We start from the raw sequence: 14,589 nt of genomic DNA on the forward strand, positions 1-14,589 counted from the left end.
CTAGTGATCAACCCGAAAGTTGATTTCACCTATCAATACCTCTGGGATCTCAACTCTAGCAATCTGCTCAGTTCTCTCACCAGCGAACAATCGCAACAGCACATCGCAAAGTGTAAGCAAAAATTAGCATTTTCTATTTTCTGTCTTACTTCGCTCGTGTGCGCTCACATTTGCGACGTTCTGACGGGCAATCTGCTTGAACAGCCAGCCATTTTCCGTAACACTGACGGAATGTAAGCGTTTACCCACAACAGGTACTATCATGGCGACCATAAAGGATGTAGCCCGACTAGCTGGTGTATCAGTCGCCACCGTTTCTCGAGTGATTAATGATTCCCCTAAAGCCAGCGAAGCATCGCGCCTGGCCGTAACGAGTGCAATGGAATCACTCAGCTACCACCCCAACGCCAATGCGCGTGCGCTGGCACAACAATCCACTGAAACCATCGGTCTGGTGGTAGGTGATGTGTCCGATCCATTTTTTGGGGCAATGGTTAAAGCTGTCGAGCAGGTGGCGTATAACACCGGTAATTTTTTACTGATTGGTAACGGCTACCATAACGAACAGAAGGAACGACAGGCGATTGAACAGCTCATTCGCCACCGCTGCGCAGCCCTTGTTGTCCACGCAAAAATTATCCCGGATGCTGAGCTGGCATCACTCATGAAGCAAATCCCCGGCATGGTATTGATTAACCGAATTCTGCCGGGATTCGAACAACGCTGCGTTGCCCTTGATGACCGTTTCGGCGCATGGCTCGCAACCCGACACCTCATTCAGCAGGGCCATACACGCATTGGCTATCTGTGCTCCAATCACACGATTTCAGATGCGGAAGATCGTCTGCAAGGCTATTACGACGCGCTGGCAGAGAGCAATATTCCTGTCAGCGATCGACTGGTAACGTTTGGTGAACCGGATGAAAGTGGCGGTGAGCAGGCCATGACCGAGTTACTTGGCCGTGGCAAAAACTTCACTGCGGTAGCCTGCTACAACGACTCAATGGCGGCTGGTGCCATGGGCGTATTGAATGATAACGGCATTGATGTGCCGGGAGAAATCTCGCTGATTGGTTTTGATGATGTGCTGGTTTCCCGCTACGTGCGCCCGCGCCTGACCACGGTGCGCTACCCGATCGTGACGATGGCAACCCAGGCTGCCGAACTGGCGCTCGCGCTGGCGGAGAAGCGTCCCGTGCCTGAAATTACCCACGTTTTTAACCCAACTCTGGTGCGTCGCCATTCCGTTTCGACGCTGACAGAGCCGGGGAATTCATCGTCAAACGAATAACCAGGATAGCGTTATGACTACGATGTTGGACGTTTCACGACACGCAGGCGTCTCAAAAGCGACCGTTTCGCGCGTACTGAATGGCACGGGTCAGGTAAAAGAGAGCACGCGCCAGAAAGTGTTTAAGGCCATGCAGGCACTTGATTATCGGCCTAATTTTTTAGCGCGCTCTTTGGCAAACCGCACCAGCAACAGCATTGGTCTGGTAGTTTCCACATTTGATGGATTCTACTTTGGCCGCCTGCTGCAACAGGCTTCACGCCAGACGGAATCTCACGGCAAGCAGTTGATCGTCACCGACGGACACGACACACCAGAGCGTGAGCAGGAAGCCGTGCAAATGCTGGCGGACAGGCAGTGCGACGCCATTATTCTCTATACACGCTATATGAGTGAAAAGGCGATTATGTCGTTGATGAACAGCATTGCTATGCCCTTGCTGGTCATCAACCGTGATGTCAGCCAGGCCCGCGATCGCGCAATTTTCTTTGAACAGGAAGACGCGGCCTATCAGGCGGTCAATTACCTGATCTCCCAGGGCCATAGCGATATTGCTTGTATCACTGTGCCAGGTCATACGCCTACCGGTAAATCCCGCCTGATGGGGTATCGTAAGGCGCTGGAAAAAAACGGTATTCCCTGGGATCCCGATAAGGTCAAATACGGCGACTCCACGATGACGCGAGGCTATGAGGCCTGCCGTGAACTGCTGGAGGAAGGGGTAAAATTTAGCGCCCTGTTCGCCTGTAACGATGACATGGCATTAGGCGCATCAAAAGCGTTACATCAGGCCGGGCTGAGGATCCCAACGGACGTCTCACTGTTTGGTTTTGATGATGCGCCCAGCGCCAAATGGCTGGAGCCGGGGCTGTCTACCGTTTATCTACCGATTGATACCATGATAACCACGGCAATCGACCAGGCTATTCGGCTGGCCAACGGCGAGAGCGTCGAGCCAATCCCACCGTTTACCGGCAAACTGGTACTACGTGACTCAGTAACGCTCGGGCCATACTTTAAGTAATCAAATGCCGGATGGCGGCGCAGTTAATCTTGTAGGCCGGATAAGCGTAGCGTCATCCGGCATTTCACAACGCTGTAATCAGATTAATTCCAGCGCTAACAGCTCATCAATGGTCTGGCGACGGCGAATTAGCCGCGCCACGCCGTTATCGAACAAAACCTCCGGCAGCAGCGGACGGCTATTGTAGTTTGACGACATTGACGCGCCGTACGCCCCAGTATCATGCAGCACCAGATAATCGCCCGGCACCACCGCAGGCAACAGACGGGTTTCCACATTTCCGCCTTCCTGCTGGGTAAACACGTCGCCGGATTCGCACAGCGGCCCGGCTACCACGGTTTCCCGTTGTGGGGTGTGTTCCAGAGAGCGACCATCCCCTGCCAGCGCGGAGATATGGTGATAACTACCGTACATGGCCGGGCGCATTAGATCGTTGAAGCCCGCATCGATCAGCACAAAGTGGCGGCTACCCATCTCTTTTACGCTACGCACCTGCGCCACTAACACACCGGCTTCCGCGACCAGAAAACGACCTGGCTCTATCTCAAGCGCGACCGGGTGACCCAGGTGTTTAGCAATCTGTTCACGCGCAGCATTCCACAATCCAAAGTAGTGATCGGTATCGATCGCCTCTTCGCCTTCGCGATACGGGATTGATAAACCGCCACCCGCGGAGATCGCCTCCAGATCCTGGCCAAATTCAACCACCTGGCGCACCATCGCACCGCACACCTGCTCCAGATGCGCATAGTCCACGCCGGAGCCGATATGCATATGAATCCCCACCAGCTTCAGCTTATAGCGCTGAATCACCTCCAGCGCCGCGGGAAGATCGCTATACCAGATCCCGTGCTTGCTGTTTTCGCCGCCGGTATTGGTTTTCTGGCTGTGCCCATGCCCAAAGCCAGGGTTTACGCGTAGCCACACGCGATGGCCCGGCGAGACCTGGCCCAGTTGTTCCAGCATATCCACCGACCCGGCATTTACCGGAATGCGCAATTCATGCACCCGCGCGAGCGTCGCTTCATCAATCATATCGGCGGTAAAGACGATTTCATCTTTCCCCGGTACGAAGCCTGCCGCCAACGCACGTTCAATTTCGCCAAGCGAGACGGAATCAACCTTCACGCCCTGCTCGCGCATCAGGCGCAAAATATGAATATTCGAACATGCCTTTTGGGCGAAACGCACCACGTCAAACTGACTCAATTTGGCAATCTGCCCGCGAATAATCTGCGCATCATAGACCCACACCGGGCAGCCGAATTCGGCAGGCAGGCGTAGCAGGTTGTCGGCGGTCAGGTCAGTGTCAGTACTATTGAGTGGGCGTGGCATGGTGTGCTCCGGTATTGGCTTTTTTATGATTACGCCACAGCCCGAAAAGAATAAAAAATATCGTTTTATCGTGAGTCTATGCAAAAATGATATGGATTGATTCATTCGAGGATTGCCCATGCCCGCCGTTAACCTGCGACACATCGAAATTTTTCACGCCATCATGACGGCAGGCAATCTGACAGAAGCCGCGCGCATGCTACATACCTCGCAGCCCACCGTCAGCCGGGAACTGGCCCGATTCGAGAAAGTGCTGGGATTAACGCTGTTTGAACGTACGCGTGGCCGACTGCACCCAACCGTGCAAGGGTTACGTCTGTTTGAAGAGGTGCAACGTTCGTGGTATGGCCTGGACAGAATTGTGAGCGCCGCCGAAAGCCTGCGCGAGTTTCGCCAGGGCGAATTGTCGATTGTTTGCCTGCCGGTATTCTCACAGTCTTTTTTACCGCCGCTGCTGCAGCCATTCCTCGCACGCTATCCACAGGTCAATATTCAGATAGTGCCGCAGGAGTCACCGCTGCTGGAAGAGTGGCTGTCGGCGCAGCGCCACGATCTGGGGTTAACGGAAACGCTGCATACGCCTGCCGGAACGAAACGCACCGAATTGCTGGCGCTGGATGAAGTGTGCGTGCTGCCGCAGGGCCATCCGCTGACTAAGAAAGCGGTGTTAACGCCGCAGGATTTTCAGGGAGAAAACTACATCAGCCTGTCGCGCACCGACAGCTACCGTCAGCTACTGGATACCCTGTTTAATGAGCACCAGGTGAAGCGCCGCATGGTGATTGAAACCCATAGCGCCGCTTCAATTTGTGCAATGGTACGGGCAGGCGTGGGGATCTCGGTGGTGAACCCACTGACCGCGCTGGATTACGCCAGCAGCGGAGTCGTTATCCGCCGCTTCAGTATTTCGGTACCCTTTACAGTCAGCCTGATTCACCCGCTTCATCGCCCCGCCTCGGCGCTGGTTGATGCTTTTACGGCGCATCTGCAGGCCCATCTACCGAGGCTTATTGACCCGCTGGAGGCTATTTTGCATCCACAGCCGAAAGCATAAACGCCACCGCATCTTGCGCATGGATTGCCGCGGTGTCGAAAACCGGTAGTGGGCTTAGCTCGGTGGGAACCAGCAGACCAATCTCGGTACAGCCAAAGATCACCCCTTGCGCCCCCTGTTTCGCCAGTTGGTCGATGACGCCCAGGTAATAATCGCGGGAAGCCTCGCTGAATTCACCGAGACACAGCTCATCGAAAATAATCTGGTTTATTTTCTGACGATCATCAGCTTCAGGGATCAGCGTGCTAATGCCGAATTCAGTCTGTAAACGCCCGCGGTAAAAATCCTGCTCCATGGTGTAACGCGTACCCAGTAGCGCCACGTTGCTCATTTGCTGCTTTTGTATCGCCCGCCCCGTCGCGTCAGCAATATGCAGAAACGGCACATCACAGGCGCTTTCAATCGCCTCAGCAACTTTGTGCATGGTATTGGTACACAGCACAATTCCTTGCGCCCCGGCTTGCTGTAGCCCTGTGGCGGCCTGCGCGAGGATCTCACCGGCTCGCTGCCAGTCACCGCTTGACTGGCAGACTTCAATCTCGTGAAAATCCACGCTGTGCAACAGAATCTGCGCAGAATGCAGACCGCCCAGACGCTGTTTTATGCCTTCATTAATGAGTCGATAATAAGGAATGGTAGATTCCCAGCTCATACCGCCTAACAGACCGATCGTTTTCATCATTTCCCCTGACTCGTTGTTGTCTCTCCAGTGAACCAAAGATGTGATCAACTTTCCACATCTGTTGGCGTGCATTTCTTTTTTTAATTTTCTGATATAGCTTTAATGAAACACTGTTTTAATTAATTACAGGAAGGCCGGATGTTTATTTTTCATAAAGAGACCACGCTTGACGATCTGGGCAATGGCGTTACCCGGCGCATTCTTGCTCACGGCGGTAACATGATGGCGGTTGAGGTGAACTTCGAGCAAGGCGCAATCGGCCCGATGCACAATCATCCGCATGAGCAGCTGACTTACGTGTTGTCCGGTGAGTTTGAATTTACCATCGGCGAAGAAAAGCATATCGTTAGGGCGGGCGATACTCTGTATAAACAGCCCAACATTATGCATGGCTGCGTCTGCTTAAAACCGGGAACGCTGCTGGATACCTTTACCCCAATTCGCGAAGATTTTCTGCACGGGTAAGGTGCTAAATAAAAAAGCCGGGTCGCGTTGACGCTTTCCCGGCCTGTAAGAGACTCCACTCGCAGGCCGGACAAGGCTGAAGCGCCATCCGGCATGCTTGTCTGACTTACACCCCAATATCTCTTAACTTCTCGCCCGCCATCAGCTTACGTTCGATATGCTCCAGCGTGACGTTTTTGGTTTCTGGAATCAGCCAGAACGTAATACCGATAAACACAACGTTCAGCGCGGTATAAAGCCAGAACGTACCGGCGGCGCCAATGCTGTCGAGCAGCGTCAGGAACGTTGCGCCAATGATCATGTTCGACACCCAGTTGGTGGTGGTGGAGCAGGTAATACCAAAATCACGGCATTTCAGTGGCTGAATTTCCGAACACAGGATCCACACCACCGGCGCGGCACTCATCGCATAGCCTGCAATACACATCATCGTCATGCCAACTGACAGCCAGGATAGCCCACTGGAAGCCGTGCCGTTATCAAACTGCATCAGGCAATAACCAAGCACCAGCGTCCCGATAGCCATTACGCTGAAACCAATTTTCAGCGCCGGTTTACGTCCTGCTTTGTCGACCGTGAAGACGGCAATAAAGGTGGCGAACATAAACGTTAAGCCAACTACCAGCGTGGCAATCATCTGCTGCTCTGTGGTGGTAAAACCCGCCATTTTAAAAATGCGCGGCGCGTAGTACATGATGATGTTCATCCCGGTGAACTGCTGCATCGCCTGCAGTAACATTCCGAGGAAAACCGCACGACGCACGTTACGGTTAATTTTAAACAGCGCCCAACCACCTTGCTTCAGCTTCAGGCTTTCACGGATTTCGTTCAGCTCATCGCGGGCTTTTTCTGACGTATCGCGCAACATGCGCAGTACTTCTTCAGCTTCGATGTGGCGACCTTTCTCCGCCAGCCAGCGCGGGCTGTTGGGCAAGAAAACAACCAGAATAATCAGCAATACAGCCGGAAGCGCCAGCACGCCCAGCATAGCGCGCCAGTTACCGCTGTAGCTGAACGCGGTATCGGACAAAAAGGCCAGAACGATGCCCAGCGTCACCATCAGCTGATACATACTGATCATCTTGCCACGCACATTTTCGCTGGCCATTTCAGAGAGATAGAGCGGTGCGGTGTAAGACGCGATCCCCACCGCTACGCCCAGCACCACGCGGGCAAAAATGAGCATTTCTACGCTGGAGGCAAACGCCGAGCCCAGAGATCCGACGACGAAAAGGATCGCGCCCGCCATCAGGCTGTATTTGCGCCCCAGGCGGAATGACAACCAACCGTTAAACAGCGCACCAATTGCCGCACCCAGCATCATGCTGCTTACCACCCACTCCTGCAGGCGGCTGGTCAACACAAAGTGATCGGTGATAAAAGGCAATGCGCCAGCAATCACGCCAATATCCAGGCCGAATAACAACCCTGCGACAGCCGCAGAGATAGAAACAAACATATTCATACGTCGCGTATCGCGCACTGGGCGCGGCGCTAAAGCAGCATCATTATTTATTGAGACCATTTTTTCCTGCCAGATACAGAGTAACCATGCCATTGAAAGTAAGGGATCCCTTGCAGGAAGCGTCAGGCGGGAAACGGCAAAAATATGGATTAAATAGCTACACCACATGGTTATGTGATGGATATTCCAATTTTAAAATTTACCGACAATCACTCAATTAAATTTAATTTGTTGATATTAAAGGATATTAAAAACAATAAATTTATACGTATGAAATTTAATATGGAATAATTTATAACCACAATATGGATTTTATTAATCCGAATATAAAAAAGCCTGCCAGAGGGCAGGGTTTAACGGTTCTGGAAAGTGAATTAACGTGCCAGCCAGCCGCCATCTACTGCAACGGTATAGCCGTTGATATAGTCAGATGCGCTGGACGCCAGGAACACGACAGGCCCCATCAGGTCGCTCGGTAAACCCCAACGACCCGCCGGGATACGATCGAGGATCTCTGCGCTACGTTGCTCATCAGCACGCAGCTGTTGGGTGTTATTCGTCGCCATGTAACCTGGTGCAATCGCGTTGACGTTGATGTTATGTTTTGCCCACTCGTTCGCCATCAGACGGGTAACACCCATTACGCCGCTTTTAGACGCGGTGTAAGACGGCACGCGGATCCCGCCCTGGAAGGAAAGCATAGAGGCGATATTGATAATTTTGCCGCCGTTACCCTGAGCGATAAAATGCTTCGCCGCAGCCTGAGACATAAAGAACACGCTCTTAATGTTCAGGTTCATCACGTCATCCCAGTCTTTTTCGCTGAAGTCGATCGCATCGTCACGACGGATAAGACCCGCGTTGTTGACCAGAATATCAATATGGCCGAATTCTGCCACTGCGCGCTCCAGCAGTGCCGGAATACCATCGATTTGACGCAGATCGGCGGTCAGGCTTAAAAAACGGCGGCCCAGTGCGGTCACGCGTTCGATGGTTTCTGTCGGTTCAACAATATTGATACCGACGATATCGCAGCCCGCTTCAGCCAGGCCCAGCGCCATACCCTGACCCAAACCTGTGTCACAACCGGTCACAACGGCGACTTTACCTTCAAGAGAGAATGCATTCAAAATCATTGTAAATCCTTAATTTTTTATAATGCCCGCCGCAGCAGGCACGGCTGTCGCCCGCAACTAGCGCAGATCTTTTACTGCAACATGGTCCATATCATCAAAGACCTGGTTTTCGCCGACCATGCCCCAAATGAACGTATAAGCTTTTGTGCCGACACCGGAGTGAATAGACCAGCTTGGAGAAATCACCGCCTGCTCGTTGTGCATCACAATATGACGCGTTTCCTGAGGCTGACCCATCATGTGGAAGACGCAGGTATCTTCTTCCATATTGAAGTAGAAATAGACTTCCATACGACGTTCATGGGTATGACACGGCATGGTGTTCCACAGGTTGCCCGGAGCCAGCTCAGTCAGACCCATGCTCAACTGGCAGGTTTCCAGAACATCCGGCACAAAGTATTTGTTGATGGTACGACGGTTACTGGTGAGGTCATCACCCAGCGTCACTGGCGCAACGTCTGCAGGCGTGACTTTCTTAGTTGGGTAAGTCGTGTGTGCCGGCGCGCAGTTGTAGTAAAACTTCGCCGGTTTCGCCGTATCAATACTGGCGAATACCACTTCTTTTGCCCCTTTTCCGACGTACAGCGCGTCGCGATGGCCAATTTCATAGCACTGGCCGTCAACGGTAATCGTGCCCGGGCCGCCGATATTGATCACACCCAGCTCACGACGTTCGAGGAAATAGGTTACGCCCAGCTGTTTGCCGACTTCGCCACCCACAGAGACGGTTTTGGCCACTGGCATAATGCCGCCAACAATGATGCGGTCGATGTGGCTGTAGACCATGGTGTATTCATCTGCGACAAACACTTCTTCGACCAAAAACTCATTACGCAGCCCCTGAGTGTCCAGGGTTTTCGCATGCGCACTATGGATACTTTGTCTTACGTCCACATTTACCTCCAGTGATAAATTGACCGTGAATGCTTAAACGAATAGCAAAACGCTGTTCCGTTTTATCTTATGCGCTCATGATATCCCTCCCTGAATGTGTTTTCAATTATAACTAAAACGATGTTTCACTTTTTCCGCATCTTATTATCAAAAGTGTAAGTGCGATCACGCTAGCGCATATAAATCGCAAAATTTGTTTCAATAAAATCATTTAAAACAATTAGATATATAAAAACACAAAAAAGTAGATCATTAGTGGCAGGGATAAGATATTGAAAATACAGCCAGGCTCATACGTCATTCACACACCTTTTCTAACAAAGTGCGCTATCAATCACATGAAATGAAACAATGTTTTGATATGTTGGCAGGGTTTAGAGTGTATGTTTCTGTAACTGGCCTTGCCCTCCTGCTGGAGGGCTTTTTTATAGAGGAAGAGATAACACGGCAGAAAACTGTTCGAGAAGAAAAATATATACCCTAAATAATTCGAGTTGCAGGACAAAACTTCCCGGCCGTTTTGAACAGCGCTTGCGCTGGCCCCGAAGGGGTGAGGCCGTAAGGCCGAATCACGCGGCGACGCAGCGAATTCCCCGGAGCGTACATAAGTACGTGACTGGGGTGAGCGAGTAAAGCCAACGCACATGCAGCTTGAAGTATGACGGGGATTAGTCTCGTTCGATAGCGAGCGCCACCCCCTGACCACCACCAATACACAGCGTTGCCAGTCCTTTGTGCGCCCGACGCTTCACCATTTCATGTACCAGCGAAACCAGAATACGACAGCCAGAAGCGCCAATCGGATGGCCGAGCGCAATGGCCCCGCCGTTCACATTCACCCGCCGTTCATCCCACTCCAGCATTTTCCCAACGGATAATGCCTGCGCGGCGAAGGCCTCATTAGCTTCGATAAGATCAACATCAGCCAGTTGCCAGCCCACACGCTCAAGGCAGCGGCGTGTTGCATACACTGGCGCAATCCCCATGAGCGCAGGGTCGACTCCGACGCTGGCAAAGGCGCGAATACGGGCCAATACAGGTAAGTTAAGTTCCTGCGCCTTGGCCTCGCTCATCATCATCACCGCAGCGGCACCGTCGTTGATGGATGACGCGTTACCCGCCGTTACCGAACCGAGTCTGTCAAAGGTAGGATCCAGACGCGCCAGCCCTTCGGCGCTGGCATCGGTACGCGGTTGTTCGTCGGTGTCCACCACGAACGATTGCCCATTACGCTGTGTTATCACCGGCACGATTTCATCTTTAAAGCGTCCGGCATCAATTGCCATCCGCGCTTTGTGCTGCGAGTGCAGCGCGTAGGCATCCTGCAATTCGCGGCTGATTCCGTATTCTCGCGCCAGGTTTTCCGCGGTAACGCCCATATGATAATCGTTGAAGGCATCCCACAGACCGTCATGTACCAGGCTGTCGACCAGTTGGCTGTTCCCCAGCTGTGCGCCAGTGCGGCTATCGGTAAGGACATGCGGTGCACGGCTCATATTCTCTTGCCCGCCCGCAATCACAATGTCGGCTTCGCCACACTGGATAGCCTGGGTCGCCAGATGCAGCGCTTTCAGACCCGAGCCACAGACATCGTTAATGGTGATGGCGGAAACGGTGTTGGGTAGCCCACCATTGATGGCAGACTGACGCGCAGGGTTCTGCCCGGCACCTGCGGTAAGCACCTGTCCGAGGATCACTTCATCCACAGCGTGAACGTCCACGCCCGTGCGTTCCAGTAACGCCTTGACCACCATGCTGCCTAACTCAACGGCAGAGTGGCGTGCCAACGTCCCCTGGAAGCAGCCAATCGGTGTCCTTAATGCCCCGACGATCACAACCTCTTTCATCACTACCTCAGCGCAAAATAACACCGCAATAGTAGATGATTGTTAAAAATAGTTATCAAGGTTGTTTAAAAACGGTGATTTTTATCACAAAGGAAATTCGTATCACTTATTGGTCATCTGAACGCCACTCTGCTGTAAATGGTCACGCAACCAGCTTCCTGCCACACCAGGCGGTGATTTCTTATTCCACAACAGATCGATAGAGATAGCCTTTGGCCAGCCAGGCATCTTTAATTGCACCAGTGGTTTTTCTGCCGCAAACTCCTCCACCAGCGCACAAGGGAGCGCGCACCAGCCGAATCCCTGAACAGCCATACTTAGCAATAACAGATAGTTAGGAGCAGACCAGACGGGGCCGCGCGCCACGTTGGTGCCGCTTTCCAGATAGGTATTCAAACGCAGCTCGCGCCAGGTGTGTAGCTGCTCCCACTGCAGTTTTTCTTGAGCCGCGAGCGGATGCGACGCTGCAACGTATAATCCCATCCAGGTTTGCATCGGCAGACGCGTAACGCCCATGTCGGTCGGGTAATCTTCCCGCGCCTCGATCAACCCCACCTGAGCACGTCCTTTTTGCAGCAGATCGATCACGTCTTCATCTTCACCAATCAGGCATTCAAACTCGGTATGGGGAAACTTGCGATCAAACTGCACCATCAACTCTTCCAGCACATCCGGATGCAGCGTGTCAGACAGCACAAAGGTCAGACGCGCCTCAGTTTCACCCGACAGCGAGATCGCCGCCTCATCGAGACGTTCGCTGGCCGTCAGAATAGCCTGCACATAGCCCAACACCCGCTTACCTTCCTCGGTCAGCGTTGGCTGGCGGGATGAGCGGTCAAACAGCGCAAAACCAAGATCGGCTTCCAGATGCGCAATGGCCGTACTGATAGTGGATTGGCTTTTACGTAGCCGCCGGGCCGCCGCAGAAAATGAACCGCAGGAAACGGTCTCCACAAATGCCGTTAATGCTTCAGGAGAATAACGCATGAGCTATCTACTTTATCGATGGATACTATCTTTTAGATATCACATAAAACGATAAAATTGCCACCATTCCGTTATCCGGGCATCAAAGAAGGTTTTAGGTTATGCAACACGATACTGTCCAACGCCGCTCGTTAGTGGAGCGTATTTTTCATGCCGTCTGCTTTGAAGGCATTGCCACCGCGATCCTCGCACCGACCACCGCATGGTTGATGCAGCGCTCGGTGCTGGAAATGGGCGGACTGACCATTCTTCTCGCCACCACAGCGATGATCTGGAATATCATTTATAACGCCCTGTTTGACCGTTTGTGGCCGTCGCACCTGGTAAAACGTACGGCGAAAGTGCGAGCATTTCACGCCTTAGGCTTCGAGAGCGGTTTTATTGTGATCGGGGTGAGCATCGTGGCGTATGTGCTGAACGTCAGCCTGGTTCAGGCATTCACGCTGGAAATAGGTTTCTTCCTGTTCTTCCTGCCGTACACCATGTTCTATAACTGGGCTTATGACACGTTACGCGAGCGCGTTATGAAGCGCCGCCAGCAGCGCGTTACTGCCTGATAATTAAAATAATAGTCGGAATCTTCTCGGTTCCGGCTATTGTCCCATTCACTCGCCCGCTTGTTCACACCTCCCCCAGCCCCTGCCATTTGTGGTAAATTGCGCTTCTTTTTGTTTATTTTATAGTTGATACGTTCAAATAATGTCGAAATTTTGGTCAAAAGAAGAGACTCTCTGGAGCTTCGCACTATATGGGACTGCCGTCGGCGCAGGAACCCTATTCCTACCCATACAGCTGGGTTCTGCAGGCGCGGTGGTATTGTTTATCACCGCACTCGTCGCCTGGCCTTTAACCTACTGGCCGCACAAGGCGCTGTGTCAGTTTATCCTGTCCTCAAAAACGTCGGCTGGTGAAGGGATCACTGGCGCGGTTACCCACTACTACGGCAAGAAGATTGGCAGCCTGATCACCACCCTCTATTTTATTGCCTTCTTTGTGGTGGTGCTGATCTACGCCGTAGCGATAACCAATTCACTCACTGAACAGCTGGCAAAACATATCACTATCGATCTGCGGATCCGCATGTTGGTCAGCCTTGGCGTGGTGCTGGTGCTGAACCTGATTTTTCTGATGGGCCGACAAGCCACTATTCGGGTCATGGGCTTTTTGGTGTTCCCGCTCATCGCGTACTTTTTGTTCCTTTCGCTCTACCTGACCGGAAGCTGGCAGCCAACGCTACTCACCGGCCAGATGTCTTTCGATCAGCACACGCTTCATCAGGTTTGGATATCTATTCCCGTGATGGTTTTCGCTTTTAGCCATACGCCAATTATCTCTACGTTCGCCATCGACAGACGAGAAAAATACGGCGAGCAGGCCATGGGTAAATGCAAAAAAATCATGAAGGTAGCCTACGTCATCATCTGCCTGAGCGTACTGTTTTTCGTCTTCAGCTGCTTGCTTTCGATTCCGACAAACTATATCGAAGACGCGAAAAATGAAGGCGTGACGATTCTTTCCGCGCTGTCGATGATGCCAAACGCACCGGCATGGCTGTCGATTTCCGGGATCATCGTTGCCGTCGTAGCGATGTCAAAATCGTTCCTCGGCACCTACTTTGGCGTGATTGAAGGGGCAACGGAGGTAGTAAAAACGTCGTTGCATCAGGTGGGTGTGAAGAAAAGCCGGGCCTTTAACCGCGCTCTGTCCATCATGCTTGTCTCGGCTATCACGTTTATCATCTGCTGCATTAATCCTAATGCTATTTCAATGATTTACGCGATAAGCGGCCCGCTGATTGCCATGATTTTGTTTATCATGCCGACATTGTCTACCTATCTGATCCCGGCGCTGAAGCCGTACCGTTCAGTGGGTAACCTGATCACCCTGATTGTCGGTCTGCTGTGCGTATCTGTGATGTTTTTTGGCTAGAACGTGTTGTTTAACGGCTCATTCTCCTGAAAGTGGGTGCGATGTCGTTCAGTTAACGACTCAATTTCAGAAAGTTTCAACCTGTGTTGGCGGAAGTAATGAACATGCTATCTCAGAGAAGGGTTCCGTTCACCTCATGTTCATCGTTTCTCTGAAGCACCGATTCCTGTGAACGTGCAAGGGAGGCTCACCGCCGCCTCCCTTGCAACCCAGGCTCCCGGCGGGAAAATCGTCGCTGCGCGAGTTATTCGTCTTATTCCGTCTGCCTGTCGGGTCGGGGCCGAGCCTGCGTCCATGCAGCCCGTCCCCTCTGTCCGCATCCCTGCGGACAGCCCCGGTCAGACGTCAACTCCTCATCGATTTTCAGCCGGACCCGAGTCATCGCTTCAACGCTCTGATTTCCAGTTAAATCTGTTTTGCTGTTCAGACCAAAAACGCAGATGGTGAGGTGTGGGCTGGTCCGGCTGAAAATTGCCGACG

At 52.4% G+C, this 14,589-nt stretch carries 14 protein-coding genes; 7 read left to right on the forward strand and 7 right to left on the reverse strand.

From position 1 onward, the window contains the following. The 3 genes from FDW94_RS23620 to FDW94_RS13175 form a co-directional block, all read left to right on the forward strand. The coding region (locus FDW94_RS23620; RefSeq protein WP_249358482.1) for a hypothetical protein at positions 1-237 on the forward strand (237 nt) is incomplete at its 5' end. A gap of 25 nt (positions 238-262) precedes the next feature. After that, entirely contained in the window at positions 263-1,291 is a 1,029-nt protein-coding gene (gene galR, locus FDW94_RS13170) for an HTH-type transcriptional regulator GalR (RefSeq protein ID WP_048215625.1), read from the forward strand. 13 nt (positions 1,292-1,304) lie between these two features. Continuing rightward, complete coding sequence (locus FDW94_RS13175; protein ID WP_008785715.1) at positions 1,305-2,315, forward strand: LacI family DNA-binding transcriptional regulator; 1,011 nt, start codon at positions 1,305-1,307, stop codon at positions 2,313-2,315. 78 nt (positions 2,316-2,393) lie between these two features. On the opposite strand, the gene lysA is transcribed toward FDW94_RS13175, so the two are convergent. Continuing rightward, positions 2,394-3,650 carry a diaminopimelate decarboxylase gene (gene lysA, locus FDW94_RS13180; RefSeq protein ID WP_032944862.1) on the reverse strand — a complete coding sequence of 419 codons (1,257 nt, stop codon included), beginning with the start codon at positions 3,648-3,650 and terminating at the stop codon, positions 2,394-2,396. A gap of 118 nt (positions 3,651-3,768) precedes the next feature. Between lysA and FDW94_RS13185 the strand changes: the two genes are divergently transcribed. After that, positions 3,769-4,704, forward strand: coding sequence for a LysR family transcriptional regulator (locus FDW94_RS13185; protein ID WP_008785717.1), 936 nt, complete (start codon positions 3,769-3,771; stop codon positions 4,702-4,704). Here the strand turns inward: FDW94_RS13185 and FDW94_RS13190 are convergent. After that, positions 4,676-5,383 carry an aspartate/glutamate racemase gene (locus FDW94_RS13190; protein WP_137377739.1) on the reverse strand — a complete coding sequence of 236 codons (708 nt, stop codon included), beginning with the start codon at positions 5,381-5,383 and terminating at the stop codon, positions 4,676-4,678. The genes FDW94_RS13185 and FDW94_RS13190 overlap by 29 nt on opposite strands. 141 nt (positions 5,384-5,524) lie before the next feature. Between FDW94_RS13190 and FDW94_RS13195 the strand changes: the two genes are divergently transcribed. After that, positions 5,525-5,851, forward strand: coding sequence for a cupin domain-containing protein (locus FDW94_RS13195; protein WP_003825583.1), 327 nt, complete (start codon positions 5,525-5,527; stop codon positions 5,849-5,851). Between the two features lie 106 nt (positions 5,852-5,957). On the opposite strand, the gene araE is transcribed toward FDW94_RS13195, so the two are convergent. The 5 genes from araE to FDW94_RS13220 all read right to left on the reverse strand — a co-directional run bounded on the left by araE (position 5,958) and on the right by FDW94_RS13220 (position 12,180). Continuing rightward, positions 5,958-7,376: an arabinose-proton symporter AraE gene (gene araE / locus FDW94_RS13200; RefSeq protein ID WP_003033926.1), complete on the reverse strand. Its 1,419-nt coding sequence runs from the start codon at positions 7,374-7,376 to the stop codon at positions 5,958-5,960. Positions 7,377-7,690: 314 nt separating this feature from the next. Further along, entirely contained in the window at positions 7,691-8,452 is a 762-nt protein-coding gene (kduD, locus tag FDW94_RS13205; RefSeq protein WP_003033923.1) for a 2-dehydro-3-deoxy-D-gluconate 5-dehydrogenase KduD, read from the reverse strand. A gap of 57 nt (positions 8,453-8,509) precedes the next feature. Then, positions 8,510-9,346 carry a 5-dehydro-4-deoxy-D-glucuronate isomerase gene (gene kduI, locus FDW94_RS13210; RefSeq protein ID WP_048215619.1) on the reverse strand — a complete coding sequence of 279 codons (837 nt, stop codon included), beginning with the start codon at positions 9,344-9,346 and terminating at the stop codon, positions 8,510-8,512. 668 nt (positions 9,347-10,014) lie between these two features. After that, the gene (locus FDW94_RS13215) at positions 10,015-11,193 is read right to left on the reverse strand and encodes an acetyl-CoA C-acetyltransferase (RefSeq protein ID WP_137377709.1); all 1,179 of its coding nucleotides are present in this window, start codon (positions 11,191-11,193) and stop codon (positions 10,015-10,017) included. A gap of 102 nt (positions 11,194-11,295) precedes the next feature. Further along, complete coding sequence (locus FDW94_RS13220; RefSeq protein ID WP_008785722.1) at positions 11,296-12,180, reverse strand: LysR family transcriptional regulator; 885 nt, start codon at positions 12,178-12,180, stop codon at positions 11,296-11,298. A gap of 101 nt (positions 12,181-12,281) precedes the next feature. Between FDW94_RS13220 and FDW94_RS13225 the strand changes: the two genes are divergently transcribed. Beyond that, positions 12,282-12,737: a multidrug/biocide efflux PACE transporter gene (locus FDW94_RS13225; RefSeq protein WP_008785723.1), complete on the forward strand. Its 456-nt coding sequence runs from the start codon at positions 12,282-12,284 to the stop codon at positions 12,735-12,737. A 142-nt stretch (positions 12,738-12,879) separates the two neighbouring features. Beyond that, positions 12,880-14,109 (forward strand): amino acid permease, encoded by a 1,230-nt coding sequence (locus tag FDW94_RS13230; protein WP_008785724.1) that lies wholly within the window; start codon positions 12,880-12,882, stop codon positions 14,107-14,109. The last annotated feature ends 480 nt before the right edge of the window (positions 14,110-14,589 follow it).

The organism is Citrobacter sp. wls757 (assembly GCF_005280935.1).
Classification (GTDB): Bacteria; Pseudomonadota; Gammaproteobacteria; order Enterobacterales; family Enterobacteriaceae; genus Citrobacter; species Citrobacter portucalensis.